Origin of the sequence: Methanohalophilus sp. RSK, assembly GCF_003722075.1 — an archaeon.
Lineage (GTDB): Archaea > Halobacteriota > Methanosarcinia > Methanosarcinales > Methanosarcinaceae > Methanohalophilus.
Genome location: NZ_RDSK01000009.1, coordinates 12,579 through 37,966, shown reverse-complemented (window position 1 = coordinate 37,966; position 25,388 = coordinate 12,579). Strand labels below are relative to the sequence as shown.

33 protein-coding genes are annotated in these 25,388 nt (G+C 41.9%); 20 read left to right on the top strand and 13 right to left on the bottom strand.

Annotation, left to right across the window (positions count from 1 at the left end; genetic code table 11):
• Positions 1-4: 4 nt before the first annotated feature.
• Together EFE42_RS03125 and EFE42_RS03120 are read right to left on the bottom strand one after the other, a co-directional pair.
• The gene (locus EFE42_RS03125; protein ID WP_123135873.1) at positions 5-199 is read right to left on the bottom strand and encodes a 30S ribosomal protein S17e; all 195 of its coding nucleotides are present in this window, start codon (positions 197-199) and stop codon (positions 5-7) included.
• A gap of 101 nt (positions 200-300) precedes the next feature.
• The gene (locus tag EFE42_RS03120) at positions 301-594 is read right to left on the bottom strand and encodes a hypothetical protein (protein ID WP_123135872.1); all 294 of its coding nucleotides are present in this window, start codon (positions 592-594) and stop codon (positions 301-303) included.
• Between the two features lie 137 nt (positions 595-731).
• On the opposite strand from EFE42_RS03120, the gene EFE42_RS03115 reads away from it, so the two are divergent.
• The 10 genes from EFE42_RS03115 to ftsY all read left to right on the top strand — a co-directional run bounded on the left by EFE42_RS03115 (position 732) and on the right by ftsY (position 6,510).
• Entirely contained in the window at positions 732-2,003 is a 1,272-nt protein-coding gene (locus EFE42_RS03115) for an adenylosuccinate synthase (RefSeq protein ID WP_123136126.1), read from the top strand.
• Between the two features lie 147 nt (positions 2,004-2,150).
• On the top strand, positions 2,151-2,600 hold the full coding sequence (locus tag EFE42_RS03110; protein WP_072561763.1) for a 30S ribosomal protein S19e: 450 nt from the start codon (positions 2,151-2,153) through the stop codon (positions 2,598-2,600).
• Positions 2,601-2,659: 59 nt separating this feature from the next.
• On the top strand, positions 2,660-3,010 hold the full coding sequence (locus EFE42_RS03105; protein WP_072359804.1) for a DNA-binding protein: 351 nt from the start codon (positions 2,660-2,662) through the stop codon (positions 3,008-3,010).
• Positions 3,011-3,016: 6 nt separating this feature from the next.
• Positions 3,017-3,628 (top strand): alpha hydrolase, encoded by a 612-nt coding sequence (locus EFE42_RS03100; RefSeq protein ID WP_123135871.1) that lies wholly within the window; start codon positions 3,017-3,019, stop codon positions 3,626-3,628.
• Between the two features lie 64 nt (positions 3,629-3,692).
• A complete protein-coding gene (locus EFE42_RS03095; RefSeq protein ID WP_048902271.1) occupies positions 3,693-3,848 on the top strand; it encodes a 50S ribosomal protein L39e in 156 nt (51 codons plus the stop codon).
• A gap of 10 nt (positions 3,849-3,858) precedes the next feature.
• Positions 3,859-4,125, top strand: a complete 267-nt coding sequence (locus EFE42_RS03090) for a 50S ribosomal protein L31e (protein WP_123135870.1) — start codon at positions 3,859-3,861, stop codon at positions 4,123-4,125.
• A 37-nt stretch (positions 4,126-4,162) separates the two neighbouring features.
• Positions 4,163-4,813, top strand: coding sequence for a translation initiation factor IF-6 (locus EFE42_RS03085; protein WP_123135869.1), 651 nt, complete (start codon positions 4,163-4,165; stop codon positions 4,811-4,813).
• A 25-nt stretch (positions 4,814-4,838) separates the two neighbouring features.
• Positions 4,839-5,015 carry a 50S ribosomal protein L18Ae gene (gene rpl18a / locus EFE42_RS03080; protein WP_123136125.1) on the top strand — a complete coding sequence of 59 codons (177 nt, stop codon included), beginning with the start codon at positions 4,839-4,841 and terminating at the stop codon, positions 5,013-5,015.
• A 4-nt stretch (positions 5,016-5,019) separates the two neighbouring features.
• A complete protein-coding gene (pfdA, locus tag EFE42_RS03075; RefSeq protein WP_123135868.1) occupies positions 5,020-5,439 on the top strand; it encodes a prefoldin subunit alpha in 420 nt (139 codons plus the stop codon).
• Positions 5,440-5,457: 18 nt separating this feature from the next.
• Entirely contained in the window at positions 5,458-6,510 is a 1,053-nt protein-coding gene (gene ftsY, locus EFE42_RS03070) for a signal recognition particle-docking protein FtsY (protein ID WP_123135867.1), read from the top strand.
• A 4-nt stretch (positions 6,511-6,514) separates the two neighbouring features.
• On the opposite strand, the gene trpA is transcribed toward ftsY, so the two are convergent.
• Genes trpA through EFE42_RS03055 form a run of 3 tightly spaced genes read right to left on the bottom strand, consistent with a single transcriptional unit; the run spans position 6,515 to position 9,260 of the window.
• The gene (gene trpA, locus EFE42_RS03065) at positions 6,515-7,288 is read right to left on the bottom strand and encodes a tryptophan synthase subunit alpha (RefSeq protein WP_123135866.1); all 774 of its coding nucleotides are present in this window, start codon (positions 7,286-7,288) and stop codon (positions 6,515-6,517) included.
• Between the two features lie 2 nt (positions 7,289-7,290).
• Complete coding sequence (gene trpB, locus EFE42_RS03060; protein ID WP_123135865.1) at positions 7,291-8,463, bottom strand: tryptophan synthase subunit beta; 1,173 nt, start codon at positions 8,461-8,463, stop codon at positions 7,291-7,293.
• Positions 8,460-9,260, bottom strand: coding sequence for an indole-3-glycerol-phosphate synthase (locus EFE42_RS03055; RefSeq protein WP_123135864.1), 801 nt, complete (start codon positions 9,258-9,260; stop codon positions 8,460-8,462). Before EFE42_RS03055 ends, trpB begins: the two co-directional genes overlap by 4 nt.
• 242 nt (positions 9,261-9,502) lie before the next feature.
• Between EFE42_RS03055 and EFE42_RS03050 the strand changes: the two genes are divergently transcribed.
• The 5 genes from EFE42_RS03050 to EFE42_RS03030 all read left to right on the top strand — a co-directional run bounded on the left by EFE42_RS03050 (position 9,503) and on the right by EFE42_RS03030 (position 14,066).
• Entirely contained in the window at positions 9,503-9,745 is a 243-nt protein-coding gene (locus EFE42_RS03050) for a thioredoxin family protein (protein WP_123135863.1), read from the top strand.
• Positions 9,746-9,766: 21 nt separating this feature from the next.
• Positions 9,767-10,669 (top strand): thioredoxin-disulfide reductase, encoded by a 903-nt coding sequence (trxB, locus tag EFE42_RS03045; RefSeq protein WP_123135862.1) that lies wholly within the window; start codon positions 9,767-9,769, stop codon positions 10,667-10,669.
• 70 nt (positions 10,670-10,739) lie between these two features.
• Positions 10,740-11,132 carry a DUF2111 domain-containing protein gene (locus EFE42_RS03040; RefSeq protein ID WP_123135861.1) on the top strand — a complete coding sequence of 131 codons (393 nt, stop codon included), beginning with the start codon at positions 10,740-10,742 and terminating at the stop codon, positions 11,130-11,132.
• 25 nt (positions 11,133-11,157) lie between these two features.
• On the top strand, positions 11,158-12,063 hold the full coding sequence (locus EFE42_RS03035; protein WP_123135860.1) for a serine/threonine-protein kinase RIO2: 906 nt from the start codon (positions 11,158-11,160) through the stop codon (positions 12,061-12,063).
• 20 nt (positions 12,064-12,083) lie between these two features.
• Entirely contained in the window at positions 12,084-14,066 is a 1,983-nt protein-coding gene (locus EFE42_RS03030; RefSeq protein WP_123135859.1) for a DUF460 domain-containing protein, read from the top strand.
• 3 nt (positions 14,067-14,069) lie between these two features.
• Here the strand turns inward: EFE42_RS03030 and EFE42_RS03025 are convergent, their stop codons facing one another.
• On the bottom strand, positions 14,070-14,621 hold the full coding sequence (locus tag EFE42_RS03025; RefSeq protein ID WP_123135858.1) for a ferredoxin domain-containing protein: 552 nt from the start codon (positions 14,619-14,621) through the stop codon (positions 14,070-14,072).
• A gap of 84 nt (positions 14,622-14,705) precedes the next feature.
• Between EFE42_RS03025 and EFE42_RS03020 the strand changes: the two genes are divergently transcribed.
• Positions 14,706-15,323, top strand: a complete 618-nt coding sequence (locus EFE42_RS03020; RefSeq protein WP_148039246.1) for a molybdenum cofactor guanylyltransferase — start codon at positions 14,706-14,708, stop codon at positions 15,321-15,323.
• Here EFE42_RS03020 and EFE42_RS03015 read toward each other — a convergent pair.
• The 5 genes from EFE42_RS03015 to EFE42_RS02995 all read right to left on the bottom strand — a co-directional run bounded on the left by EFE42_RS03015 (position 15,310) and on the right by EFE42_RS02995 (position 20,955).
• Positions 15,310-16,551 carry an MBL fold metallo-hydrolase gene (locus EFE42_RS03015; protein WP_123136124.1) on the bottom strand — a complete coding sequence of 414 codons (1,242 nt, stop codon included), beginning with the start codon at positions 16,549-16,551 and terminating at the stop codon, positions 15,310-15,312. The two genes, EFE42_RS03020 and EFE42_RS03015, sit on opposite strands and share 14 nt — an antisense overlap.
• Before the next feature lie 13 nt (positions 16,552-16,564).
• On the bottom strand, positions 16,565-18,778 hold the full coding sequence (locus EFE42_RS03010) for a DNA topoisomerase I (protein ID WP_123135856.1): 2,214 nt from the start codon (positions 18,776-18,778) through the stop codon (positions 16,565-16,567).
• Between the two features lie 104 nt (positions 18,779-18,882).
• Complete coding sequence (locus tag EFE42_RS03005; RefSeq protein ID WP_123135855.1) at positions 18,883-19,335, bottom strand: TIGR00725 family protein; 453 nt, start codon at positions 19,333-19,335, stop codon at positions 18,883-18,885.
• A gap of 14 nt (positions 19,336-19,349) precedes the next feature.
• Positions 19,350-19,856 (bottom strand): DUF367 family protein, encoded by a 507-nt coding sequence (locus tag EFE42_RS03000; RefSeq protein ID WP_123135854.1) that lies wholly within the window; start codon positions 19,854-19,856, stop codon positions 19,350-19,352.
• A 286-nt stretch (positions 19,857-20,142) separates the two neighbouring features.
• Entirely contained in the window at positions 20,143-20,955 is an 813-nt protein-coding gene (locus EFE42_RS02995) for a metallophosphoesterase (RefSeq protein ID WP_123135853.1), read from the bottom strand.
• Positions 20,956-21,036: 81 nt separating this feature from the next.
• On the opposite strand from EFE42_RS02995, the gene EFE42_RS02990 reads away from it, so the two are divergent.
• The 4 genes from EFE42_RS02990 to EFE42_RS02975 all read left to right on the top strand — a co-directional run bounded on the left by EFE42_RS02990 (position 21,037) and on the right by EFE42_RS02975 (position 24,128).
• Positions 21,037-21,375: a DUF5518 domain-containing protein gene (locus EFE42_RS02990; protein ID WP_123135852.1), complete on the top strand. Its 339-nt coding sequence runs from the start codon at positions 21,037-21,039 to the stop codon at positions 21,373-21,375.
• 242 nt (positions 21,376-21,617) lie between these two features.
• On the top strand, positions 21,618-22,232 hold the full coding sequence (locus EFE42_RS02985) for a hypothetical protein (protein WP_233564700.1): 615 nt from the start codon (positions 21,618-21,620) through the stop codon (positions 22,230-22,232).
• A 453-nt stretch (positions 22,233-22,685) separates the two neighbouring features.
• On the top strand, positions 22,686-23,318 hold the full coding sequence (locus tag EFE42_RS02980; protein WP_123135851.1) for an ATP-binding cassette domain-containing protein: 633 nt from the start codon (positions 22,686-22,688) through the stop codon (positions 23,316-23,318).
• Between the two features lie 9 nt (positions 23,319-23,327).
• Positions 23,328-24,128: an ABC transporter permease gene (locus EFE42_RS02975; protein ID WP_123135850.1), complete on the top strand. Its 801-nt coding sequence runs from the start codon at positions 23,328-23,330 to the stop codon at positions 24,126-24,128.
• A 221-nt stretch (positions 24,129-24,349) separates the two neighbouring features.
• Here the strand turns inward: EFE42_RS02975 and EFE42_RS10605 are convergent, their stop codons facing one another.
• Entirely contained in the window at positions 24,350-24,487 is a 138-nt protein-coding gene (locus tag EFE42_RS10605; RefSeq protein WP_199724075.1) for a hypothetical protein, read from the bottom strand.
• A 388-nt stretch (positions 24,488-24,875) separates the two neighbouring features.
• On the bottom strand, positions 24,876-25,388 hold the full coding sequence (locus EFE42_RS02970) for a TIGR00295 family protein (RefSeq protein WP_123135849.1): 513 nt from the start codon (positions 25,386-25,388) through the stop codon (positions 24,876-24,878).

Below are 25,388 nucleotides of genomic sequence, written 5' to 3'. Positions count from 1 at the left end.
GGTTTCACTCGTGTCTCTTGTGATTGATCCTTCTTGTCACGTAGCCTGCAACACGGTTTCTGATTACTTTACTTTCGATTGTTGTGTATTTCGCAACAAGGCGCTTGTTAGCATCAAAATTAGATGTGAATACATTTTCGTGGTTGGCAAGCAGACGTGAGGTTATGTTCTTAATATTGTTTTGTCTAATATTTCCCATAATTAATAACTCCATATAGTTGGATAGGGTATTGTTAATTCTTCTTTTTTGAACCGGCTTTAGGTATTTATAACTTTTGGACACAGTGTTGTGTTATAAGTTCACTGCTGCAGGTCGGTTTTACCCAGCATTCTTTCGGTTGCATTTGCATCATTGAACACTTTTTCCCTCGTACCCTTTTTATTGAGGAACATGCCAATAAGCACTAATAATAGCCCTATGTTGGGATTTAGAGGTGTGATAACAGCTCCTATCAGTACGATTGTGGATGCGGCAATTCCTTTCATTGCTCCTTTTCGATATGATTCGAAACTAGTGCGGCGATAGATTCTTATGTCTCGCAATGTCAGGAATAATACTACGAAATATGCTGCAATTGCAATATATACATACATGTGGTACCTAGATTGAATTTTTTGATTATAAATCTTCTCAACTGGATTGGTTTGCTTTTGTTCGGCACTTATAGACTTTCTACGGCATGGCTTCCCAGACAAAACATTATTATGGACATAATACAATCCTGTCAACCATGTTCACGATTATTACCGGTGCCCAATTCGGTGATGAGGGCAAAGGCAAGGTAGTAGACCTGATGGCCGGTGACTATGACATTGTTGCCAGGTTTCAAGGTGGCGATAATGCAGGCCACACTGTAAAGGTTAAGGATGAGGTATATAAATTACATCTGATCCCCTCTGGTTTTCTTCTTGACAGCCGGGTGCTCATTGGGCCGGGTACGGTCCTGAATCCGGAAGTTATGGTAGAAGAGATTCGGATGCTTGAAGAGGCTGGTGTAAGAGTATCTGCTGAAAAACTGGGTATTGATGGTAAGACAAGCATAATTATGCCCTATCATATAGAACTCGATGGTCTCAGGGAAGCTTCTCGCTCGGAAAAGATCGGTACTACGAAAAGGGGTATTGGATTTGCCTATATTGATAAGATTGCAAGGGATGAAGTTCATTTTTCCGACCTGATAGATGAAAAACGCCTTATGCAACGTCTTTCAGATCTGGCTTCCCAGAAGGAAGAGGAAATTAAGGCAATGGGTGGAGACCCTTCCATTGTAACTGAAAGTTCTCTTGTGGACAGGTATTTATCCCTGGGTAGGGAACTTGCTCCTTATATTGCCGATGTTTCCTATGAGATAAATAATGCGCTGGATGAAGGCAAAAGTGTACTTGCTGAAGGGGCACAGGGTAGTCATCTGGATGTAATTCATGGCACTCAGAAATTTGTAACTTCTTCAAGTACCATTGCGGGTTCAGCATGTACCAATCTTGGTGTCGGCCCGACTCGGGTGAATGAAGTACTTGCCATCATTAAATCTTATATTACACGGGTGGGAGCAGGTCCGCTTCCTACTGAACAGGAAGGTGACGCAGGCCAGCACCTGCATGACGTAGGCCATGAATTTGGTACCACTACAGGCAGATCAAGGCGGTGTGGCTGGTTTGATATGCCTCTTGCTAAAAAGTCAGTCTACCTTAATGGTTATACTTCCATAGCTCTTACAAAATTGGATGTACTGACAGGTCTTGATCCTGTAAAAATATGTGTTGGCTATGAATTGGATGGAAAAGTGATTAATTATCCGCCGGAAGATACTTCGCAACTTGCAAGATGTGTGCCTGTTTATGAAGATATGGAAGGCTGGGATACAGATTTGACTTCTGTATCTGGTTACGAGGACCTGCCCCCCAAAGCCCGGGAATATGTTGAACGGCTTGAAAAATTGATGGGAATTCCGGTCAAATATATCTCTGTGGGGCCGGGAAGGGAACAAACGTTCATGAAATGAAGGTTTGCAACGTTTTCGATCCAAAAACCATATATATGAACCGATAGGTTTAAGAGTCTTATTCCAGTGCATATACAGACGCGTTTCAAAGTGAATGTCAGTCGTAAACGTTATGCCTGATGCTATCTTTATTTGAAGGAGGATAGAATGACTACAGCATATGATGTCCCTGCTAATGATATTATCAAAAAGACAGCAGAGAAACTTAAAGAAAATGAGAAGATCCAACCTCCGGAATGGGCAGCCTATGTGAAGACCGGTGCACACAGAGAACTTCCTCCAGTGGAAGATGACTGGTGGTATACTCGCTGTGCTGCGGTCCTCAGAAGGATATATACTGACGGTCCGGTAGGTGTACAGAGACTTCGTTCCATATACGGAGGAAAGAAAGCAAAGCGTGTAACCCCTGCCAAGAAAGCAAAGGGTAGCGGTGCAGTTGCCCGTACAATAGCCCAGCAGCTTGAAGATGCCGGTTTTGTAAAGAAACAGAAGGCAGGTAGGGTTGCATCTCCAGCAGGAAAGTCTTTGCTTGACAATACAGCTAATGAAATCAAGAAAGAACTGGTTTCTGAAATTCCCGAGATGCAGAAGTACTGAATTAATATAATCCGGGTTGGCTAATAACGCCAGTTCTTCTTTAAAAGGGGTTTTATACCATGGCAGATGATCTCGAAGCAATCCGCAGGAAAAGGCTTGAAGAAATGCAGAGGCAGCAAGCCTCCCAGCAAGAAAACAATCCACAGGCTGCATACCAGCAGGAACAAGCACAGGCAGAAAGGGAAGCAAAGATCCATGCTGTCCTTCGCCAGGTCACGACACCCGAAGCAAGGGAACGCCTTACAAGGTTGAAAATGTCTCGCAAAGAACTGGCAGAACAGGTCGAATCCCAGATTGTGGGACTAGCTCAGAGTGGCCGGTTGCAATCCACCATCGACGATGAGAAAATGAAAGCCTTGCTTACCCGGATGCAACCTAAAAAACATGATCCCAAGATCACAAGATTGTAATCTGATATGAAAGCAAGGGTGATGTTTAGTGGCGGGAAGGATAGTGCCCTGTCCGCCATTTTACTGGAACCATATTTTGATGTTGAACTTGTAACGTGCACTTTTTCCCTCGTCGATGTAGGAAATATTGCACGTAAAGTGGCTGATGAATTAGGTTTTGATCATTCGGTTGTAGAACTTGAGCGTTCAGTTTTGGATGAAGCTCTTGAGATGGCAGTTGAAGACAATTTCCCAAAAAATGCGATTAATCACATTCACTCACATGCCCTTGAAAAAATAGCGGCATGTGGTAGTGTTGATATGATCGTTGATGGGATAAGACGTGATGACCGGGTGCCCAGGATGGATATATCCAGACTACGCAGCATCGAGGATCGGTATGGGGTGCATTGTGTGTCCCCTCTGCAAGGGTTTGGTCGTGCTGCGGTTGATTTAATGGTTTGTGGGCATCTTGAAGTTGAAGAAGGATTGAGTGACAGAATTTCCAAGGCGGATTATGAAACCGAATTAAGGTATCTGATTCGACAGGAATACGACGATGAAAAGATCCTTTCCATATTTCCCGAACATGTTCAATCGAGAGTGCTGAGGAAAATTAAGGAAAAGACTACCAATTAAAATTTTATATCATTAATTGATTTATAAATGTAAATTTGAGAGCAATGTGGATCAGGTGAGACAATTGAGCCATAACACGAAAGGACAGAAAATGAGATTGGCAAAAGCCCACGTCCAGAACCAGAGGGTTCCTACATGGGCAATTATCAAGTCAAACAGAAAGGTTGTCAGTCATCCCAAGAGAAGGCACTGGAGAAGGAACAGCCTTAAAGTGAAATGAGGTGATGGCAATGGCAGATGATATAGTAAAAGAACAGGTTTATACCATCCCGCTCAGGGATGCAAAACTGGCTCCTAAATGGAAACGTACAACTCGTGCGATGACCCTGGTAAAGAAATATCTGGTCAGGCACATGAGGACGTCTCCTGAACAGGTCAAAATTGATAGCAGTATCAATGAATTGGTCTGGAATCGTGGAGCTGAGAAGCCACCTTCCTCAATCCGGGTACGGGCAGCAATGTTCGAAGACGGTGAGGTTCAGGCAGAATTGGCATAATTTGAATGCCGATGCAATTCCAAGTTCGAAGTAATTTATGATCCGAACCCTAAACATATATGAAAATCCCGTAATAGGGGTATTTGCAACCTGTACAGAGGATTTCGCCCTTGTGCCCCCGGGTACAAACGATAAGACATCTGGTATGCTGGAAGAGATACTCGATGTGGAAGTAGTTTCCACTCTTGTAAATGGAAGTGTAGTTGTGGGTTCCCTTTCAAAAGGGAATTCCTCAGGATTCCTTGTGCCGAGAGGCTCAGGTCCGCTTCCTAAAAAAGTAGACCTCCCAGTAGCAGAGGTTCCAGATAATTTATCGGCAATAGGAAACATAGTGCTTGCAAATGATTCAGCAGCTCTTGTCCATCCGGATATCTCTGACAAAGCGATTGAAATAATTGAAAAGACTCTTTCAGTTGATGTCAGAAGAGGCACGATTGCCGGTATCAAGACTGTGGGGATGGCGGGTGTGGTCACCAATCATGGATTGCTTGCCCATCCAATGATAAAACAGGAAGAAGTTTCCATTCTTGAGGACCTTTTTGGACTTAATGTGGAAATAGGTACTGTAAATTATGGATCCCAGGTAGTAGGTTCCGGTGTGCTTGCTAATTCTTCTGGATATGTTGCAGGTTCGGAAACCACAGGTCATGAACTTGGAAGAATTGAAGATGCATTGATGTTTGATTGATTTAACATATTATGCGGGTGATTTTATGAGCGACTTTGTTGTAAAAGGCACATTCAAAGCGGGTCCTATCTGGGAAAATTTCACAAAAAATGTGGAAAGCCAAAATGAAAAGAACGCTGTTGAGAAAGTTTATTCCCTTTTTGGAAGCAAGAACGGTATCAAACGCTACTTGATTAAGATAGACAGTGTCGAAGAGGCATGATTATATGGCAGAAGAAGGTCAGCAGAATATCCAGAACCTGGCCCTTCAGCACAGGGATCTCCAGAAACGTGCCCAGACCATACAGCAGCAGACAAATATGTTGCAGATGTCCATTGAGGATTGTGGGCGGGCAATAACAACTCTTGAGGATCTCCAATCATTTTCCAAAAATCCCGATACTCTTGTACCTATAGGTGCAGGTTCTTTTGTAAATGCAAATATAGTCAATGACAACAAAGTTGTTGTTGAGGTCGGTGCCGGGATTAGTGTCGAAAAGGATGTTGATGGAGCCATAGTCACTCTTAATAAGCGCAAAGAAGATTTGCAGAAGGTACTGGAACAGATGGACCAGAACCTTGAACAGATCAATCAGCGCATCCAGTCCATAGAGTCTATGGCAAAACAACAGCAGCCACAGCAATAATTTTTATGGGGCATAACCTTGTTTAATAAGCTTAAGAACAAACTTTCGGGATTTAAGCAAAATTTCAGTTCCAAAATTGAAGATAAAGCCACTCCGGTGGAAGAATCATCCTCTACTGAGCCTGAAGCCGCAGAAGGGATTAGTTTCCAGGAAAAAGAGGCTGTTGGAACTAAGGATGAAAACAAAACAGGGTTTGCACATAAAGCCAAAGCTTTGGTTTTTGAAAGGGAGTTTATCCTGGATGAAGCGGACGTCGAAGATATCCTCTGGGAATTGGAGATGTCTCTTCTGGAAAGTGATATTGCAATTTCGGTTTCTGAAAAAATTGTTACTGATGTAAAACAAGAACTTGTAGGCAGCCGTAAGAAGATAGGTGGCAACACCAGCAAGATCGTAGAAGATGCATTGAAAAAATCGATTAATGAGGTCATGTCTGCTAATGTATTCGATTTTGATGAATTCATTGATAGTCATGAGAAACCTGTAAATATTGTTTTTGTTGGTATTAACGGAACAGGGAAGACGACTTCTATTGCCAAGATTGCCCATCGCCTTAAAGCCATGAATAAGTCTGTCGTAATTGCAGCAGGGGATACATTCCGTGCAGGAGCGATTGACCAGATCGCGGTACATGCTGAGCGTATCGGTGTAAAACTGGTTAAACATCAGGAAGGAGGCGATCCTGCAGCTGTTGTTTATGATGCGATTCAGTATGCAAAAGCCCATGATAGTGATGTGGTTTTGTCTGATACTGCCGGCAGGATGCATACCAATGTAAATCTGATGGCACAGCTCCAGAAGATATGCCGTGTAAGTGCTCCGGATCTTGTGCTTTTTGTAGACGAGGCGGTTGCAGGCAATGATGCTGTCGAAAGGGCCGAACAGTTCAATGAGGCAGTGCCAGTTGATGGGTCCATTCTTACTAAAACAGATGCCGATTCAAAAGGCGGGGCTGCAATTTCCATTGCATACATAACAGATAAACCAATTGTTTTCCTCGGTCTGGGGCAGGAATATGAGGATCTGAAAAAATTCGATCCTCACTGGTTTGTTGACCAGATTTTCAGTTAAAATCTTATCTGCAACCTTCTTTCAAATCCTTTGTTATTTCTTTTAAGCGGGATATTACATTGTCTTTGCTGGCTATTATATTTACAAAGGTAGAACCCACGATTACAGCATCAGCTCCTGCAGCGACCATTTCTTCTACATGTTTTCTGTTTGATATTCCAAAACCTACGGCTTTTGGGAGGTTTGAATTGATTTTATCCAGAAGGCCTGCTACATTGGAAGAGATGTTTTTTCCTTCTCCGGTAACCCCGAGTTTGGATACTACATAAATAAAACCCGAACTTTTGCTGCTAATTGCATCCAGTCTCTGATCGCTTGTATTTGGTGCGACAAGGAATATATTATCTATTCCTTCCTCTTTGCAGATCTCAATCAGTTCATCTGCTTCATGCAATGGCAGATCGGGTATTATCAACCCCGATATTCCCGCCTCAGCACACTTCTTCACGAAATTCTTGCTACCCTGGCGATATATGAGGTTGTAATAGGTCATACAGATGAGGGGCACATTTACTTCCAGGTCTTTTATCATCTCAAAATAGCGCTCTGTGTTCATGCCAGCCTCAATTGCGCGGCAGGTTGCAGCCTGTATGGTTGGCCCGTCTGCTACAGGATCGGAGAAAGGCAGACCCAGTTCTATTATATCCGCGCCGGCTTCAACAAGCGCATTTACAATAGAAGGTGTGGTTTCCGGATCGGGGTCCCCTGCACAGACATAGGCGATCAGTGCTTTTTCATTTTTGTCCTTAAGTTCTTCAAATTTTTGGCTGATGCGCATATTCACTCCTCCATATCCATAATAGTCTGGAGATCTTTATCGCCCCTCCCGGAGAGATTGATGACGACTGTATCACCAAGTATGCCACTATCTGCCATTTTCATTACATATGCAATGGCATGTGAAGATTCCAGTGCAGGGATTATTCCTTCTAACCTGCTAAGCTCATGGAATGCCTCAAGGGCTTCCATATCGGTTATGTAACAGGGTTTCACCCGGCCTGTTTCTGAGAGCCGGGCAAGTTCGGGTCCCACGCCTGCATAATCAAGGCCGGCTGCTATTGATGTGGATTCCAGTATCTGCCCGTCCTTGTTCTGCAGGACCTTAGTTCTGGCACCATGCAGTATACCTTCCTCTCCTGTTGCCAGGGATGCTGAATGATAGGCGATTTTATCGTCTTCCCTTAGTTTTTCACCGCCTGCTTCTACTGCAAAGAGATTCACTTTATCATCCAGGAAAGGGTAGAAAATACCCATTGCATTACTTCCACCGCCTGCACAGGCCACGATCGAATCCGGGTATCTTCCCTCAACTTTCATTACCTGTTCCTTTACTTCCCTGCCGATAACGCTCTGGAAATCCCTCACAATCTTCGGGAAAGGGTATGGGCCGACTACCGATCCAATGAGGTAGTGTGTATCCCCGACATTTGTGACCCAATCTCTCAATGCTTCATTTATTGCATCTTTCATTGTCTTTGAACCGGTATCAACTGATACTACCTCGGTACCCATCAGTTTCATACGGTAGACATTTGGAAGCTGTCTCTTTACATCTTTTGATCCCATGTATACCATGGTTTCAAATCCCAGTTTTGCTCCCACCATGGCAGTTGCGGTGCCGTGCTGGCCGGCTCCTGTCTCTGCGATTAATCTTTTTTTGCCCATGAATTTTGCAAGAAGGGCCTGCCCCAGGGTATTGTTGAGTTTATGTGCTCCTCCATGTACGAGGTCTTCCCGCTTGAGGTAGATTTTTATGCCGTATTTATCACTCATGTTCTTTGCATAGTATAGGGGCGTACTTCTTCCGGCATAATTTTCAAGGTAGTCATCAAGCTGGGAGGTAAACTCAGGGTCTGCCTTGTATTGTTCATACGCTTCTTCAAGTTCTTGAAGTGCCGGCATCAATATTTCCGGTACGTATTGTCCACCGTAGTCTCCGTAATAATGGTTCATACTATCTCCTGCTTCTTATTTGCTTCAATAAGGTGTTTCATTTTTTCTTTCAGGTTGCCTTCCATCAGGTAGGTTCCAACAAGCAACGCGTCAGCACCTGCCTTTATCATCCTTTTCGCATCATCTGTGCCCTTGACTCCGCTTTCCCCTATTATCAGGTGTTTCTGGTTGTATTTACGGTCATGTTCTTTCACAAGAGGAATGAGTTCTTCAGCGGTTTCCAGACTGATTTCAAGGGTTTCAAAACTGCGGTTATTTATCCCTATAAGGTTTGTGTCACATTCAAGTACATATTCAAGCTCTTTTTCATTGTGTACTTCTACAAGAGGCTCGATGTTCTTTCTCCGGGCTATTTCTATAAATTCCGGTAGTCTTTTACCCAGTACCCCTGCAATCAGCAATATGACATCACTGTTGGCTTCATGCATCTGATTTTTGTCCACAATAAAATCTTTGCGCAAAACCGGTATTGAAGTAGGTTCTCGTGCACTTTCAAGGTTTTCTATACTTCCCTCAAAGTAACAGGGTTCCGTAAGGACAGATAAGGCTACAGCTCCTGCATTTTCCATATCACAGGCAATCTGTGAGGCTATTTCCGGGTTTACATCAGCAAATTTGCCTGTTGGTGAGGCAGGTTTCACTTCGGCAATTATTGGTATGTGTCCTCTGTTACAGGCAAACTCGATAGATTCGAAAATATCCCTTCTGTCATTACATCTGGTCTGTGTGTCAATTTCAGAAAGTGCATTTGCCCTTTCTTTTGATTTTTGGATTATTTGTTCGATCTTCGAATGCATCTGGACACCTATGTACTTCAATGTATTTGTATGTACATTAGTGTCATAGCATTTAAATTTATTGTCAGGGCATACGATCTATCATTGCCAGTGTCTTTTTTGTTTTGAAATAGAATTCCTTGCTATTATGGAGATAATCAGCTCTTATAACTCTTCCTTGATATCTGAAGATTCAATAACCTCAATTAAATTGATATATTCTGAAACCAACCTTAATTAGTGAATACATTAAGGGGGATTATATGCCAAAAGTAATTCTTTTATATGCAAGCTGGTGTCACAACTGTCCCAAGGCTGAAAAGCTCTGGAGAGGCCTCAAGGAGGAACATGATTTTGATTATGAAGAGGTCGACGTGGAATCTGAAGAGGGGCAAAAAATAGCTCAGGAATATTCTGTGATGGCTGTGCCAACTACTGTGATCGATGGAGAGGTGGCTTTTATAGGCATTCCTTCCAAAGATGAAGCTCTTGAAAGCATTAAGTAATCTTTAAACGTCGGGATATTGATGTATGATTTAATAATTCTGGGTGCTGGACCCGCAGGAGTTACTGCTGCAATTTATGCAGTGAGATATGGATTGGATACTTTGCTTGTTGATAAGGACAGTATGAGTGGCCTGATAAGCACTGCAAAAACGGTCGAGAACTATACAGGTTTTCCCTCGATCGGTGGAATGGAACTGATGGAAGAGTTCCTTGACCATGCAGAACAGGCCGGGGTCACCTTTAAAGTCATGGAACTCAACTCCGTGACTGAAGTAGGTGATCACTTTATTGTTTCTTCCAGTGAGGAAGAACTAAAAAGTAAATCTCTCATTGTTGCAACGGGTTCTTCTCCCAGGGAACTGGATGTGCCTGGTGAAAAGGATTTCCTGGGCAGGGGTGTTTCTTACTGTGCCACCTGTGACGGTCCCTTTTTCTCCGGCAAAGAAGTAGCAGTGATCGGTGGCGGGGAATCGGCTGTTACAGATGCTATATTCCTTTCGGATATTGCTTCAAAGGTGTACGTAGTTCATCGTCGTGATAAATTGAGAGCATCCCAAATCCTTCAGGACAGGGCATTTGATCGTCCAAATATTGAATTTGTATGGGATAATGTTGTGGATGCAATAGAAGGAAAAGATATTGTTGGATCCCTGCAGGTACATAATGTAATTACTGAAGAAACAAAAACACTTCCTGTAAACGGTGTTTTTATCTATATAGGCCTGAATCCCAACACCGATTTTATAAATGTTGAAAAGAACGATAAAGGTTTCATAATCACTGATGAATCGATGGCAACATCTGTCAGAGGCACATTTGCCGCCGGTGATTGCAGACAATCTCCCCTTTACCAGGTAATCACTGCAGCCTCAGACGGGGCCATTGCGGCTTATTCTGCTTTTAAGTACATCGAAGGCATCTAAAGAGATGTTTTTCTTTGTTTTTCGATAAGTATTATATTTTTTGAAGTCTATTAGTATGTAAGGTGGAATTATGATATGCTTGAAAATATGTAAAGACTCTACTGCAGAGGACCTGGAGCCAATTGCATCTGCAGTTCACTCTCTTCTGGGTATTCCGACTACCATACGCAGTGTAAACTGTAAGGGTATCCGAATGGAAAGGGGAGAAGTTGTAGACTGGGATTATACGGGTCCTATACTTGAAAAAGTCCTGGAGGACAAGACTACCATCCGTACAGTCCCCAAAGAAGGTGTATATAATGGAAAAGCGGTTGCTGTGACTCCGATAATGACACCTGACGGAGAATTGGTTGGTTCAATAGGGGTTGTGGATCTTGTGGCCGCTCTGGATATACTTTCTGTTTTCCGGGAATATCCCGATATAATAGATGAAGTGGAAGAGGCCAAAAAAAGGCACACTTAATTATCCTTTTTTATTTTGTGATACAATGATTGCCGATGTACTCAGGTTATTTCCTGGTATAACCTCCAGGGACTTTCGTATTCTAACAGGTATTGAAGTAGGCATGCAAGATCATGAATGGGTGCCTTTTGATGAACTTGTGAAATATACACGTATCGACCATCAGAATCTGGCCTATCTGTTAGGTGAATTGATTGAAAAAGAGCTTGTTGTGGCAACAACACAACCTTATGAAGGCTACAGGCTGTATTTCAATGGTTATGATGCTCTGGCTATCAATGCACTGGTAAAACGGGGTAGTATCTCTGCACTCGGGGATGAAATTGGTGTGGGTAAGGAATCGGTTGTTCATGAGGGTATGAAAGAACCTGAATTGCCCATAGGCGATCCTGAAACAGTGATAGTCAAATTCCACAGGGAAGGGCGCACCAGTTTCAGGGATGTTAAAAGGGTTCGTGGACACCTGGTTAATAAAGAACATTTTTCCTGGATATATGCCGCCCGGCTTGCAGCAGGGCGTGAATACGAAATAATGTCCCGCTTGTATCCTGATATCAGCATTCCCAAACCTATTGACGGTAACAGGCATGCTATAGTAATGGAACCTGCAAAAGGAGAACTTTTGTTCAAGGTCAGGCTGGAAGATCCCGAAATCTTTTTTGATATGATAATGGAGCAGGTTGAAAAAATTTATTGCCATAATATAATTCATGCCGATCTGAGTGAGTACAATGTTTTTGTCAATCCCGAAGGTGTGCAGATCATCGATTGGCCTCAATATGTAACTCCCTCTCATCCTCATGCAGAGGAGCTCCTCAGGCGTGATATTTCGAACATAGCTGCTCATTTCAAGAAAAAATATAATCTGAAAAGAGATGTCGACGCATTATATGGACAGATAGTATCCAGTACCGATAATATTAAAGATTAATACAAACAAAAATATAGATAATGACATCAAATGCCATTTATGGTATAGACGTTGCCAGGGGGTCGCCGCGTTCCGGTCAGGTACCACGTTATGCAGTTGCTATCCTGAAAGACGGTTCTGTTTACAGGCATTCGATGCTGAAAATGCATCGTATTTTCAGGATGATAAAAGACGATCATCCAATGATCATAGCTGTAGACAATATCTATGAACTGGCAAAAGATAAGAAGGAACTGATTCATTTTCTGGAAAAACTCCCTTCTGGTGTGAAACTCGTACAGGTCACAGGTGGATTGAAGCAGGTTTCCCTGCCCTTTCTTGCCCATAAGTATGATATTTCAATAGATCCCCGCGATCCCGGGGATGAAGCAGAAGCATGTGCAAGACTGGCTGAAATGGGGGTAGGAGTGGAAGTATCCCTTTTTGAGGATAAAACAAAAATAAAGGTAAGCAGGGCACGCTCTCTGGGTAGAGGAGGGTGGAGTCAGAATCGTTACCGACGTAAGGTTCACGGAGCTGTGAAAGTAAAAAGCCGTGAGATCGAGTCGATACTTAAAAGGGCGGCAAAGGAGCGCAATTTCAATTACACAAGTAAGGTCGTCAAGGGTTTTGGAGGTTATGTCAGGTGTGAATTTACCGTTAATGCACGCAAGTCCGACGTACCCATCCATTCTTCATCCGGTTTAGATGTGCAGGTAAATGTCAGGAGTCTTGTGAGGGATAAGATACAGTACATACCTTTGAAAAGCAAGGAACGCAGGCCTACTATTGTGGGTGTTGACCCGGGCACGACTGTTGGCCTCTCCATACTTTCCCTTGAAGGTGATGTTCTGCATTGCGCCAGCTATCGGGGTATTTCCCATGATGAAGTGGTGAAACTTATTTCTGAATACGGCAAACCTGCAATAGTGGCAACCGATGTATACCCCATGCCTGCAGCAGTGGAAAAAATCAGGCGCAGTTTCAGTGCTGTCAGTTATTCTCCTGGTGGCCCAATTCCATCGGAAGAAAAGATTGAACTGGCAAAACCTCATGGTTACTCCAATGACCATGAAAGGGATTCGCTTTCCGCTGCCATATCAGCTTATAAAAAGTACAGACAACTTTTCCTGAAGATTGAAAGCAAGTCTCCTCCTTACATGGATATCGATAAAATAAAAGTCGAAGTCATCAAAGGTTCATCCATAGAAGATGCCATTAGTTCTCTGAAAGAAAACAAGCAAGCAACTAAGGCCCAAAAAAGTGTAGCAGAAACTTCTGGCTCTTTTTCTGATGATATTGATGATGAAACCTATCGTAAAATGACAGAAAAGCTCAAACGCAGGGATTCGGAGATTGCTGAATTACAGGAATATGTGAAAGAGCTCATTGATCAACGCAGGTCAAGGGATAGTACAATCTCCAACCTGGAATCAAAAATTCGGCACATGCGTGAAACTGAACGGATTAAGCTACAGAAGGAAAAAGAGATTTCAATTCGTAATAAGAAAATTGCGAACCTTAAAAAGGATATCAAACGCCTGAATAAGAGGCTTCATGATTCTAAGACTCAGGTAAAACGTCTTAAAAGTATTAAAAAAATGGAAAGTAGGGGTGAAGGCATTCCTGTAAAGGTCATTTCCTCTTTTAGCCGCGAATCCATCTTGAATGTAGCAGATGTATATGGCTTAAAAAAAGGAGATGTCGTTTATTTCCAGGACCCCAGTGGGGGAAGTGCTTCAACGGCTGGCCTGCTTGCCGATTATTCTCCAATAGCGCTTATCGTGCCTGCAGGAATATCTTATGCGGCAAAAGAGGTATTTTTCGAGAAAAGTATTCCTGTAATTGAAGATCTGGAAATACAAAAGGAGGGTGATTTTGCAGTTGTATCTCCTAAAACTTTGAAAAGTGCAATTGAAAACTGGTTTGGCAAAGCTGATCACTGGAAAAAAGAAAAAGAGGAAGAGAAATTAAAATCCCTTGTGGATGAATATAGAAGTGAGCGCCGTCGTGGTATAACCTGATATTCAGGGCCATTTCCTGTCAAAGAAAGGGCTTTTTCCTGAAACGCTTAATGGAATGCCCAGAACGACATCCGCTTCAACCAAACCCAGTGAACGTGCGGCGTTTCCTGCCGAGTACATTATGCGGTTATCTATGCACAGGTCTTTTGCTTTAGCCACAGCAGATCCAATAGCAATTCCGAGGTCTATATTCTTGAAAGCACAGTTAGGACCCGCATAATCTCCTTCTATCCTTTTTTGAGCTTTCATTTCTGCACATGTTGCAAAGCCGCAGGCAGCACAGTTTAATTTAAGCGGCTCGGCATGCTTGACTCCTATAGCTATAAAGGCATCCGCCTGTCTTACATTTGCTGCATCCCTTTTCAGGAACTGGAATCCATTACCCTTTTCATCAGAGATCTTTTCCATCTCGGTTGCGATATCTTCCATATCTTTTCTGTCGGCCAGGGCAGTTACTATATCATCAATTCCCTTGCCCTTAGGAGCAGTTCTGGCTGCTGCTAATACAATCCTCGCCATTTCTGCTACTTCTTTTTTTTCCGGATTTTGTTCCATGCATAACGGATTGATTATAATGGTCTTTAATTGTTTCGGATATTGCACGAAAGTGTAATATTCAATGCCGGGATTGTTGGCACTATGCCACGTTCGGCCCTGATACTTGCAGGTGGAAAAGGAAAGCGGTTTGGTTATAAAGAAAAGGCCCTGATAGAGATTGAGGGAACGCCTGTAATCAGCCGGATAATCAGCACACTTGAGCCTCTTGTGGATGAAATAATAATATCCCTGCGGGATAAGCACCAATATGATTCACTTGCTCCAGTTATGGGAGAATTACCGACGGCTTTTGACGAGCAGGAAGGTGTCGGCCCCCTTGCAGGCATACTGGCAGGATTAAAAGCTGCCTCCTATGAATATATCTTTGTCACAGCCTGTGATATGCCTTTTCCTGACCCGAAAATAGTTGAGTTGCTCTTCTCAAAGTCCAAAGGTCACGATTGCGCTCTCATAAAAAGAAAAAACGGCAGTTATGAGCCTCTCTGTGCAGTTTACAGGGCTTGCCTGCTTATTCCCCTCATTGAAAAGTCGATACGGGATAACAGCTATTTCATTCTGTCACCCGTATTTGAAATGAATGACATGGTTGAAGTGGGTATAGCGGAAATAGAAAAAATAGATCCATTGTTTGCCTGTCTCCAAAATATTAATACCCTGGATGACCTCAGGTCAGTCAGGAATGATTTCAGCGGGTCATGAGGGTTTCACCGGTTGCAGGGGCATAGGCCTCAACACCAATCTCGTCCCGTATCCATTGTGCGAACTCTTCCGCATCATCCCCGTGCATTGTGTACACGGTTTCAGTTGTTCTGTCGCAAAAGTTCCTTACAAGTTCTTTCAACTCTTTATCTCCGCAATGAGCTGAAAAATCGTATTGCTCCAGTTTGCACCTCAGATGTTGTATCCGGTCCTTTATTTCGAGAAAACCACTATCAAGGGCAAGTCTGCCATTTGTTCCTTCGACTTGGTAGCCTGTAAGCATTACTTTTGTTTTCGGATCGTCAGCTTTCTTATCCAGATAATGGAGTACAGGACCCCCATTAAGCATTCCCGCAGTTGTTACTATGACCGAACCTTCCAGAGGAATTTTATTTCTCTTGTTTCCTTTTACAGTAGTAGCAAAACCAAATGCCTTTTCCAGTTTTTTTGGATCTTTTAGATATTCTGGATGATTCAGCATCTCACCTGTCATTGCCACTCCCATACCATCCACAAAACAGGGAATCTTTTCCGAATGGAGTAACATCATAATTTCCTGTGTTCGTCCAATGGCAAAAGCAGGGATAATGACCGTACCACCGATATCAATTGTATCAATAATAGACTCAATAAATGCTTTCTCGATTTCCTGTCGGGGTGGGTGGTCTTCTCCGAAGTATGTGCTTTCTGTAATCAATATGTCTGCATCAGGCATTGCGTCAGCCTTTGATACAAGTCTTGAATCACTGGTACTTATATCACCGGTATAAAGCAGACTTTCCCCTTTTTTATCCTCAAGATATATGGATGATGCACCCGGTATGTGCCCTGCACTGTAAATCCTGGCAAGATAGTCGTTTGTCCTGACCTCTTCTCCAAAATGCTTTCTTCTTGTAATCCGGGAAAGTTTCTGCAAATCTCCTTCATCATACGGTTCGGGTAATCCTCTTCTTTCTGATATTTTGAGTGTGTCCCTGCCCAGGATTTCAGTAAACCTGGAGGTCATATGTGTCATGTACACCTCTGGACTCAGGTCCATGAGGTTGGGAACCGCTCCGCAATGGTCAAGATGGCCGTGGGAGACAAAAATGCTTTTCGGAAAAATGCCATCTACAGGATAATCGGGTCGGTCTCCCGGTTTGATGCCGTAATCTATCAGGATCTCTTCATTCACCAGGATCGCAGATCGTCCTACCTCCCTGCAACCCCCTTTAAAATCAATACGCATAGTTTTCTCTCCCTTAATATGCAACTGCTTCCTGCCATCGGATTATTTTACCCAGAGGTATATTTGTAGTTTTTGAAATTTCATTTGCATCTGCATTTTCAAGTTCATCAACAGTTGAAATGCCTGCAGAATTTAGTTTTTCTTCGGTAACTTTCCCGATACCCGGAATATCACTGATCTTTTCCGGTCGAGGTGTTGCAGCTTTTTCTTTCTTTTGTTCTTCTTTCCATTCAAGATAGTTACAATAGGGACACCCCAGATCCCATGCTCTTTTCTTCTGCCCCTTTACTTTTATGTGGTACAGGCTGTGTTTGTCACATGTCTTGTCGGTAACAAGGATATGTCCGCTTTTTGGAAGGGGCAGGGAGAATGTGCAGTCTGGGTATCCTTCGCATCCGATAAATCTTGAACCCCGGCGTGAGCGGCGTACTATCAGGTCACAGCCACAATCCGGACATTTGCCAATGATCTTATCTTTTCTCAGGCCTTCCCTGAGGGATTCGGATATTTTTTCACGGTTATCTTCCAGTTCCTTAAAGACATCTGTCAGCATGTCCCTGGATTGCTGCAGTACATTTTCTTCAGATGTATTGCCCTCTGCAATGCGGTCCATGTCTTCTTCAAGGGTACTGGTCATATCTGGTCTGGTAATTGTGGGGGCATAATTTTCCAGACCTTCTACCACCGCATATGCAGTTTGGGTCGGCTGGAGGGGATTGTCATGCACGTATGCTCTTGAGTAAAGCTTGCTTATAATCTCATGACGTGTGGCTTTTGTTCCCAAGGCCATGTCTTCCATCATTTTGATAAGTCTTCCCTGACCGTATCTGCCCGGAGGGTTCGTTTCCTTATCAAGCATTTCTTTATCATTAACAGGAAGTATCTCCCCTTCTTCCAAAACAGGGAATAATCGATCTTCCGGAGCATTGTAGGGGTAATACCATCGCCATCCTGACTTTACAAGCCGGGAACCATTTGCCCTGAATTCTTCTTCATTGATGTCAAACCTCACTTTCATGGTTTCCCATTCTGCATTTTCGGCAAAAGTGGCAAAGAAACGCCTGACTACAAGTTCATACAGTTTCCATTCATCTTCCTTAAGCTGGGATTTCTTCGCAACTGATGCAGGAAAGATTGGCGGATGGTCTGTAGTTTCTTTCTTTCCCTTTGTGGGTTTGAGCTCTTTTTTTGCCAACAGCTTTTTTGCATATTCACTGAAATGGCCTTTAGAGAACATTTCTATCTGTTCCCGCAGATCAATTGTTGAAGGATAAACAGTATTGTCGGTCCTGGGGTATGAAATATAACCGTTGGTATAGAGGGATTCTGCGATTCTCATGGCATTAGCCGGGTTAAATCCAATCGAGTTGGCAGCCCTTATGAATTCGGTTGTATTGAACGGCGTGGGTGGCTTGTCTTCTTTAGTGGAAGTTTCCAGGGAGGAGACCAGTGCTTCCTCACCAATAACTCCAAATACCCGGTCTGCTTCTTCCTTTTCCCAGAAGCGGGTTTTCTTATGCCTGATCTTGAAATTTTCTCCGTTTCTAGCCAGGTCTACATATATTTCCCAGTAAGGTGTAGGTACAAAAGCCTCTCTCTCTTTTTCTCTGTCCACAATAAGGGCAAGGGTTGGCGACTGTACACGTCCGACCGATAGGAATTGCTTTCCAAGTCTTCTGGAGGCCAGGGAAATAAAACGTGTGAGACTGGCACCCCATACCAGATCAATCACCTGTCTGGAATGTCCTGCATCTGCGAGATTGAAATCGATTTTTGTAGTGTTTTCGAATGCTTCCTTGATAGCTGCAGGTGTGATTGCACTGTATACTGCCCTTTCATATTCGATGTTTTCGTTTACTCCTTTTACGATATTGAGAGCTTCAACACCAATAAGCTCACCTTCCCTATCGTAGTCAGTGGCAATCGTAACTTTTGTTGCTTTTTTACCGAGTTTTTTCAGGGCGCTCACAATTTTTGCGTGGGTAGGTGTAACAATAAGTTCGGCGTCTACGAGTTCTTTTGCTTCAACCTTCTGCCAGTTATTATATGCGGGAGGGAAATCGAGCTGGACGATATGTCCGCTAAGCCCGATAACTATGGTTTTTTCATCGTTCCCAAACTCATAGGAGTCAATACCGCTAATCCTTTTTTTCTGCGGCTTTTTTGGACTGAGAATGGATGCAATTCTTCTTGCTGCAATTTGTTTTTCGGCTATTATCAGGTGCATTGAGAATCAGGTTATAAGTTGTTTTTTCTATTATCTATAAATATTTCTGTCAAAAGAGTCATTGCATATAAATGTATCTTTCAGCAAATATCAATAATGTAGTCTCAATTTATCTGTTTAAATGCCATATCTACCGCTTTTTTTGCCGAATGGGCAGGGATTGTTCCTTCAATTTCCCACTTTGAACACAGTCTGATGACGGGTTTGCCGTTTTTAAGGGATAATGCAATTTCTGATAATGTACCATATTCCCCGCCAACTGCTATAGCCGCATCGCATGAAGCCGCAATGATTGCATTTCTTGCATGTCCCATGTCCGTTACTATGGCGATGTCAACATAAGGGTTTGCTTCATTTGCAGAAGACCCGGGCAGTATTCCAACAGTTTTGCCGCCTTCTTTCTTACATCCTCTGCAGGCAGCTTCCATAACACCTTCCATGCCACCACAAAGAAGGCAGGCTCCCCTTTTTGCAATCTCCCTCCCCACCTCTTCTGCGAGGCTGTCTATTTCACTGCCGCAGGACCCGGCCCCTATAACTCCAATCTGTATCTCCATGTTTTGCCTCCGTCTCAGATATATTCATTCTGGATTTGTATGATTTCTTCACTATTGATTGCTTTACTATAATCTTCCAGAGGTTCCTTGTTCAGTTCCAGGAAAGTATGTCCCCATCTAAATTTTGACAGAATATTTTCCGCCTGTTCCTTGTTTCCCAGAATATACAAAGCTGCGGCAAAAGCTTCGACAGAATTTAATTTAAAAGGTTTGCCAAAATTCACCGGGTTTGAAGCTAGTAGATAGGGCAACGCACGATGTTGTAACTTGCGGTGCAACAGTTTAGGAAAAATTTCTTCCACGGTATTCCAGGAGCAGTCAAGGACAATAATATCTGAAATCTCGCCGTCTGCAGGTGAAAGAGCTTTTTCTGCCATTGGGTCAAGTAAAATGGATCCCTTCGGGAGTGAAGGTATTTTTTCATGCAGTCGGACAAGATCAAATTTTTTGAGTCTTTTACCTGTGCATTTTTTGGGATCACATTGACGGGCATGATAAATATGGAGTTTGAAATCTTTCATTCAGGCAATATTATTCTTTAATGATACATATTGTTTGTTCAAAAAAGCTTGTGATCCGGCCGAGTTTGGGCCGGCCGGAATCAACAAAGGTGGTTGTATGATATTTTGCTCCCGGGATTTGCCGGGGCCGGGCAGACTTGCTAATCTGTCCCTCTACAAAATGAGGTAGTTCTATTATTTAAATGTTAACGGCGAATACTTTGTATAATTCCATTTCCTTTTTTGCATATTTGGGATGTCTGTTTAATATAATTAGGGCTTTTTCGGATGCCAGGGTATTTTACAATCAAAAATCATACCTGATTTTATCAATAATCTTTGCATCATCTTCCGTTTTCCCATATGTGTATATATCAAGTTGATTCTCTTCAATAAGGCATACAGCGCCCATTGCAGGGGTGCCATGGTTATTCAGCGTGGAATGTATTGAAAGTAATTTATTTCCAAACCACCATCTATATCCTGTATCCAGTGAGCTATGGGCACGAATAATCATTTGAAGGTCATTAAGGCGCAGAAACCCTTCCACAATGTCGGGGCCAAAAGTCCGTATATCTTTTCCCCTTATGGAGAAATTCAGGCCCGGTATATCAGAAGGATCATTCCAGAGATAATTAAATGAATTTCGTTTTGTGAGCGTTGTTATTTTCCTGATATCCTCGATACCGCCGTGCACACAGAATACTTTTTTGTTTATTACAGCTGCCACAGGCATTTCTTCAAACACGATATTAGCAAAATTGAACAGCTCACTATCTTTCAACTCATCAAGGAATCCACTTTTTTCGTTCATCTGCTTTGTTTCATGATTCCCTCTCAGGAGGAAGATATTTTTCGGTGAGGCAATTTTTAATTCCAACAACCTTGAAAGGACTTCTGCAGAATTTCTTCCACGATCTACATAATCTCCCAGGAATACTAGGTTTGCAGGTTCTAACTTTTCTTTGATTGAAATTACCGTGTTCAGGGCTTCAAGGTCTCCATGCAAATCCCCGATTATCATTGTGGGAAGTTCGTTTATTCTTATTACTGCATCTTCTTCCCTGAACAAGTTTCTCGCATCTGCTAGATTGGCCTGGAATTGTTCGTTCTGGTTCATATCCACTCTCTTTGAGACTTCTGTAGAGGAATATTTAAATTAATTCTGGTTGATATAGGCTCATATTGAAGGAGGCAAAAAGTGGGTTTGATTAAAGGTGCCGTCATAGGCTTGATAGTTACATTTGTACTTTATCTAGTTCCGGTTGTAAACATGTTTTCCCCATTTGTAGGTGGCTTTGCAGGAGCTTATTCAGAGGTGCGCTCTGCATGGGATGGCTTTTTAGTAGGCCTATTCATGTTCATACTGATGGTAATTCCCGGTTTTATTCTTGCAGGCTTTGTGGGTTCCCTTTTTCACAATAGTTTGATGGCAATTGTTACAGGAATTGGTGCAGGTGTGTTCGTCCTGATTATGTTGCATACCGGTATAATTGGTATTATTGGTGCAGTTCTCGGTGGACTGCTGGCTCATGATTAAAAGGATGTCAGATTTTTGGTATTGATATGCCTGAATCAGAAAAACAGGTGATGCATATTTATTATCTTTTTAGGCATATTATGATCTGACACAAACAACAATTGTTTGGGTTTATGGTTATGAATTGTAATTTATGGGAGTAGATACGAGAGTTGGGAAGTTATTGAAATATTTATGAATTTTACTTTATATTTGGGTTTTACTGATAACATTTATAAATTAAATATTCTATACTGTAGACCATGGGCTTTGTAAATAAATTAAAGAAAGCATATGATGCTTTCCAAGAAGATGAAGTAAATGATAATGAAGTAGCAAGCGAAAAACCTGTTTTTGAAGAACAACCAGAACCTATAATCGAAGAAAAAGAAGATCAAGTTAGTGATGATGAAAATAAAGTTGAAGAGAGCATAAAAAAAGGTGATTCTTTCGAGCAATTTGTAGCAGACAAATTCAGCAAAAAGTATTTTTCTATAGTCGATTGGACCACAGATGTTACTAGAAAATACAATCGTAAGGTTGAATCCAACTCCAATCCTGATTTATGTTTTAGATATACGCCAAATGATGACAGATTTGCGGTAGAGTGTAAATTCCGATCAGGTCTTTATCAGGGTGGTATAAGTTGGTGTAAAAAGTATCAAATGGACAAATACAAGGAATATTCTGAAAACAATGATATACCACTGTACATAGTAATTGGACTGGGAGGATCTCCAGAAAGTCCTGAAAGAATGTTTTGTATCCCTATTGAAGAAGCAAAATATACAAAATTGTATCCTTCGATATTTGAAAACTATGAAAGAAATACAGATGAATTATTTTTCTGGGATGCGGAAAATAAAAATTTAAAATGATTATCACAGCGACTGTCAGGAGTGTCCCTTCTTTAGTCCGTATGGCGGCCGCAGGAAATTATGTATCAGATTAACCAATCTGCTTAATATCTCATATTTTCCCCAAACCGGCTAATGGACCCGGGATTCTACGGAGCATATCAAAAGGCCAGGGAGGCAGGAGTAGATTTTTATCCGCTTCTGTTTCCCTTTCGGGAAGGGAATATTTATTTTAATAATATACTTCCTTCACATGAAATTTGAATTGTCTACATGTCATACTGGACAAAAATTGGTAATGTGCAAGTTGTATGTTCTTTTCAATACACTCAATAATAAGCATATACAGAGCCAATTACTTATTTGAGGTTGATTATGTATATGCCAATCATGAGTATATATTTTATGTATAACAAACCATAAATATGGTGTTTGATCATCTACTTTCTGCTATAGGGAAATCTGTTGGTGTATATGGATCAAAATATTATTGAATACAGGGACCTTAGCATTATTCATTCGCATCAGAAGGTTCTGGAGAATTTCAATCTTACAATAAAGGAAGGTGAAAAAGTTCTAATTCGGGGGAAATCCGGGACCGGTAAATCCACCCTTTTCCTGTGTCTGCTGGGATTGATGCGCCCTTCAGGCGGGGATGTTTATTTTGATAATTTGCCGGTTAATGGTAATTCTGTTTCTGTTGTGCGTACAAAAGTAGCCTATGTTCCCCAGGATGTTGATGTTGGAAGAGATAGTGTAAACGAGTTCTTTGACACTATATTCACCTATAATGCCGTTGGTTTTACTCCTTCTTTTGAAAAAATCCAAAGGTTGCTTGAATGGTTTGAACTTGATGATTCCATTCTCAAAAAAGAATTCAAATCTCTCTCTGGAGGGGAAAAACAGCGTATTGTACTCATTTTGTCTCTACTTCTGGAAAGAAATGTATTCTTGCTTGATGAACCCACTTCTTCCCTCGATTCTTCATTGAAATCAAAGGTAGTTGACTATTTTGCCAATGACCCTTCATTAACAGTAGTTGTCATTTCACACGATCCCCAGTGGGAAAGAGAAGGTTTGCGTGTTGTGGATATTCCAAACAAATGAGGTGCATAGATGGCAGAAATTAACGTAATTCAAAATATCGGTGTTTCCGGTTTCATATTCTGTACCTTGCTGCTCATTCTCCCCTTTCTGGTAAGTTATTATTTTAAATTGGGCATCATAAAGAAAAGTGTCATTATCGTATCGCGGATGTCTTTCCAGTTATTCCTGATAGGGCTTCTGCTTACCGTAGTTTTTGATATTAATAACCCGCTTATTAACGTTTTATGGGTATTTGTAATGCTGTTCTTTGCGACATATACCATACTCGAAGGAACGGATTTCAAGACAGGACCTTTTCTTCCCACAATGCTAATCCTTTTTTCCATTGCAAACATACTGGTTCTGTTTTATTTTACCGGTTTTATCATAAATCTTGATGATATCTTTGAGGCTCGCTACCTCATACCCATTGCAGGTATGCTTATGGGTAACTCCTTGCGTGCAAATATTGTTGCATTGAACGATTTTTATCAAGATGTAAAGAACAATGAGCAACGTTACCTGTACAGGCTTTGTGTTGGTGCATCCAGGAAAGAAGCCTTATTTCCCTATATGCAAAGGAGTATGCTATCTTCTCTCAAACCGACTCTTGCCAACATGGCAACTATGGGTATAGTATTCCTGCCGGGTATGATGACCGGTCAGATATTGGGGGGAGTGAACCCCATACTGGCTATCAAATACCAGATAACCATAATGGTAGCTATTTTTGTAACTACTGTACTGGGTGTCCTGGTTTGTGTGATTGTAGTCGTGGAGAAAGGCTTTGATGATTATGACCTGATGGTCGAAGATATTAAAAAAGTATAATTAAAAGGTTCTATAGAATTCTTCTTTTGAATAATTACTGAAACAGTGATAGCCAGTCTCCATTATAACTTAATAATTTGAACTTGACCACTTTCACTGATTTCTGTATTTTGTTGCCTTCAGTTCTTCCTCATATCTCCTTTTTAAAATATAGAAAGCCATTTTACAATGTTTATAATGATAGGTATCTTCATCAAATTCATCTTTCAAGTGAAAGGAAGTTATTTTCCTTTCCTTTTTTCCTTGGCAAGTTTCTTTTTGGCATCTTTGTCGCCGCTGGCTGCTAATTCTTCCAGTTTTGCCAGTTTTTCTCTCTTTGCACCTTTTTTTCTGTTTATATCTTTTTTCGACATTGCCATAATCAAATACCTTCGTTGCATTTTCCTTATACGGCAGTATAATTCAGTTTAAACACTATTTATGAGTTTCTATGAAATTGGCTTTGCAGAAAATCTATATTCCATGTATAAACCACAGAGAAAGCGAAGATTTTATATAAGACATCCAAAGCGTAAAACACAGGGATGGAGATTATTATTTCCATTTATCTGTTGAGAAAGAAAGGGGTAGTTGACTAGCTGATCGGTATGGTCTTTTAAAAACAGGTGGTTCGGATTATCATGGTCCGGGTCATAAGGGCAGATGTCCACTTGGCCAGTATTACTCTTATGGGTTTGGTTATATGATCAGGAGGAAGTGTTGCAGAGTGTCCAGGTAAGGCCACTGCTTTCCTGTATCCCATAAAATTTAAAGTTGCTTTATTCCAAGTTCTTCGGCAAGGGCATGAACTCTTTCCATAGCCTCTTTGGCGACACCCTTTTTCTTCATCCGGTTGATGCGCTCCTCTGTGGATATACGTTTTGTTCCCTTCACAAGGTTATCCGCATGAGCAACAATTTTCTCTTCCATGGAGAGGGGCATATAATCCTGTGGCGGAAGTCCCATTTCTTTTGCTTCATCCTTGGGGATACCTGCACCAATATGGTTCCTTATAATATCTATTAGTTTTTCATCAAGGCCCAGTTCAGTAGCACGCCGGCTACCGGCATCTGCATGCATAATGCCGTGTGTGGTACCTCTTCCGATATCATGTAAAAGCCCGCCAATTCTGGCGAGTTCGATATCGACATCATAGCCCCTTTTTTGAAGCCTTTTTGCAATCTCTTCTGATGCCCTTGATACTTCAATGCAGTGTTGGATTACTTTTTTGGAGCACCCTTCGTTTTCGAGTAATAGTATTGCATCCCTGTAAGAGATCAT